This is a genomic window from Endozoicomonas sp. SESOKO2 (assembly GCF_024606245.1).
Lineage (GTDB): Bacteria > Pseudomonadota > Gammaproteobacteria > Pseudomonadales > Endozoicomonadaceae > Endozoicomonas_A.
Map to the genome: position 1 here is coordinate 1 of NZ_JAHHPQ010000129.1, position 2,625 is coordinate 2,625.

The 2,625-nt window shown below is 44.1% G+C and carries 3 protein-coding genes; 1 reads left to right on the forward strand and 2 read right to left on the reverse strand.

Translation table 11 applies throughout. The features are described 5' to 3' along the window. A partial coding sequence (locus KDK17_RS03435; protein ID WP_257287343.1) for a hypothetical protein occupies positions 1 to 922 on the reverse strand: 922 nt, incomplete at its 3' end. Positions 923 to 1,116: 194 nt separating this feature from the next. Beyond that, positions 1,117 to 1,905, reverse strand: coding sequence for a hypothetical protein (locus KDK17_RS03440; protein ID WP_257287344.1), 789 nt, complete (start codon positions 1,903 to 1,905; stop codon positions 1,117 to 1,119). Between the two features lie 96 nt (positions 1,906 to 2,001). Between KDK17_RS03440 and KDK17_RS03445 the strand changes: the two genes are divergently transcribed. Next, positions 2,002 to 2,625, forward strand: a 624-nt coding sequence (locus tag KDK17_RS03445) for a hypothetical protein (protein WP_257287345.1), incomplete at its 3' end; no start/stop codon positions are given.

Here is a 2,625-nt window from a genome sequence, read left to right on the forward strand (position 1 = left end):
GACCCTCGCATTGTAATAGACTACATTGAACAGCGTCTGGATTGTTTGCACTTTTAATGTGTTCTGGCAGGTCTTTCAGCTCTATCCTTCCTGAACGAATGAGTTCATCGTACAAATCATCATTTTGATTTTTAAAACTATCAGGAAAAGTGCCCAGGGATTTTATTTTTGCTGTGATGTCCAGATGGCCATAAATGAAAGCTGCCAGTTCCAGAGGTGTACCTTTGGGAATACCATTGCGGCCTGAATATTCAATAAGAAAATGATGATCTGTTTTCAATTCATCAGGCAGTCCGTCGTAGACAATACGGGAATAATCACTCTTGTTCTGAGCCAGTAGTATATCTCTGGTTATTTTATCTTTTGGTATTTCGTAAAGTCTCAAAATATCATTCTTTACAAATTCTTTCATAAAGCAAGATGATTTAAAATAAGCCTCAGGGACGTATATTCTGCGACGTTCTCGTGATATATAGTGGATAAGGTGCATAAGTTCAGCTTCTTTGAGTTTATGACCTTTTCTATCAAGGAGTTTTTGAATCAACTCGACTTGTTTGTCGGAGAGAATAGCAGTGCTCACACACGGGCTGGCTTTATACCTTTTTAAAGGGCTGGGTGATAATGCTTCTGGCTTGACCCTAAGACCAATATCTCCAGCATTGGTGAATTGCCGTTTTGATTTGCCTTCAGCGACTGCAGGGGTATCTACATCTAAAGCAACGGCTCTGGAGGAAATCCCGATCTCTTCTTGATGTTTTTGTCCTGTTGAAAGATCTGTTGCGAAATCTGCACGATTGACTCCCAATGACCCACTGAGAGGGGTGACGGTTCTGTCGAAGACATTGCCATGATTTGCTGTAGAACTGTAAGTAGAGGGGTTTTGCCCCTGATTAAATGAGCTTTGAGGTAATCGATCCATCATTTCTTTCCTGTCTTTCATTATCCTTAATCTTGGCGAAGCTGAGTCCACTCAAATGTTGACCCGTTAATTAAATGAAAGTTCCGAAAAAGAAGGATCGAAGCTTGAAAAAAGGCCGCTGGCCAAGCCAGTGCCACAAGGAATTAGACATTTCAAAGTTTAATCCGCCTGAGACAGCGCCTGAGAGAGCGTCTGCGTTATGGCAATTTTTCCACCTGGCTCTCAAGGTTTTTAATGCGATTATAGGCAGCCTGGTTTTCAACCACGCAGTAACAGCTGTCATTACAGACTGACACACAATCGGCTTTTAACAAACCATAATGGCAATAACCTAAACAGCTCTTGAGATCATCTCGATCAGGATAGTGCTGATAATCTACCAGTTCAAAGTTCAGCCAGTCCTCAATAATCAACAGCTCGTCCTCGCTCCAGCCACTGCGCATTGGCAGGCACTCCTGTATCAATATTTTTTTAAATACACTTTGCTTTACGCCTGACTCGAATCCCAGATGTCGCAAACAATCCTCTTCGTCAAAAAAAATAAATGCACAGTGGAACTTCACCAAAGCTTGATACTCCTCAGGGTCAAACCAGTCTCTACCAGACCAGTCCTTGTTCAGGAACTCATATAACGCTGTCGGCAGCCTTGTTAATATTGAATCCACCAGCGCCTTCTCTTCATCCCGGGTAGGCCTATCGCCTCTCAGGCCATTTAGAAAAAGAAAATCCAATCTCTCATGTACATACAATCTGAGGGAATCTTTCAGTTCTCCGGGATTTACATTCAAATTCAAGCTGGGTTGGTTAGCAAATTTTTGAGGGTAAACGAACAATATATCATTTTCCTGAAACTTTCCCGGTGATTTAACAGACTCTGTTTTTACGACACCTGACTTTAGAGCATTCATTTGAGATTCATCCGGCCATTGCACCGGAGGCTGTGCGGAATCAGGAAACTGGCTTGCTGGCATCAATGTTTCAACCATTGGCTGCTGAGGTGCAACAGGTTTATGGTGTGAGGGTACTATGGCCGTTTCAAGGTTTTGTTCGTAATGTCTTTGGCAGGCTTCAGCTATTCAGTTATGGATCATCAGGATAATGGTGAAGATGAAACTCCTTTAAACATACACTCACCGGGTGAATTTGAGCTTATCGAGAGCTCATCATCACCTGGCCTCTTTTTCCGCTTTGGAAACGATTTTACTTTTCGTCGTTATGGTGATTATTTATCACTGAACGGATTGCGAGCACTACCCTCTCTGGCATTTAACATCATGAAGTACTGGTTGGTGAGCAAAAAAACCGCCTCCGTGCTGAGTCGCTGGACAGAAAACACTGTGACGCTGCACACGGCGCAAGTCTTGTCCATGGCCATTTTACCCAGTGTAGAAAGTGACCTGTACAGCTGGTGTACCGGTACCCGTTCGGGGTCAGAGCAAATTCAGGTGGACTCACCCCAGATCCGCAAGCGATTTTACCTGGAGTTGATTTACCAGCTGGGGCGTCATCAGCAGATGTTGCGAATAACGCCATTCCCATTGAACCCATCCACCAGTCCGACGCTGGCCGGGGTGCCATTACCCAATGGCTACTCCCATTGGCTGGAGCTCTATGAGGCCAGTTGGCAACACAGTGTCGTTCACATCGACCTCTGGCAAAATCTTTCGCCTCATCTTTCGCCTCATTATGCAACAGTGACTCAATAC

Excerpts from the sequence above, each read along its gene's own strand:
- KDK17_RS03440 (WP_257287344.1), bottom strand. The coding sequence starts at position 1,905 with ATGGTTGAAACATTGATGCCAGCAAGCCAGTTTCCTGATTCCGCACAG.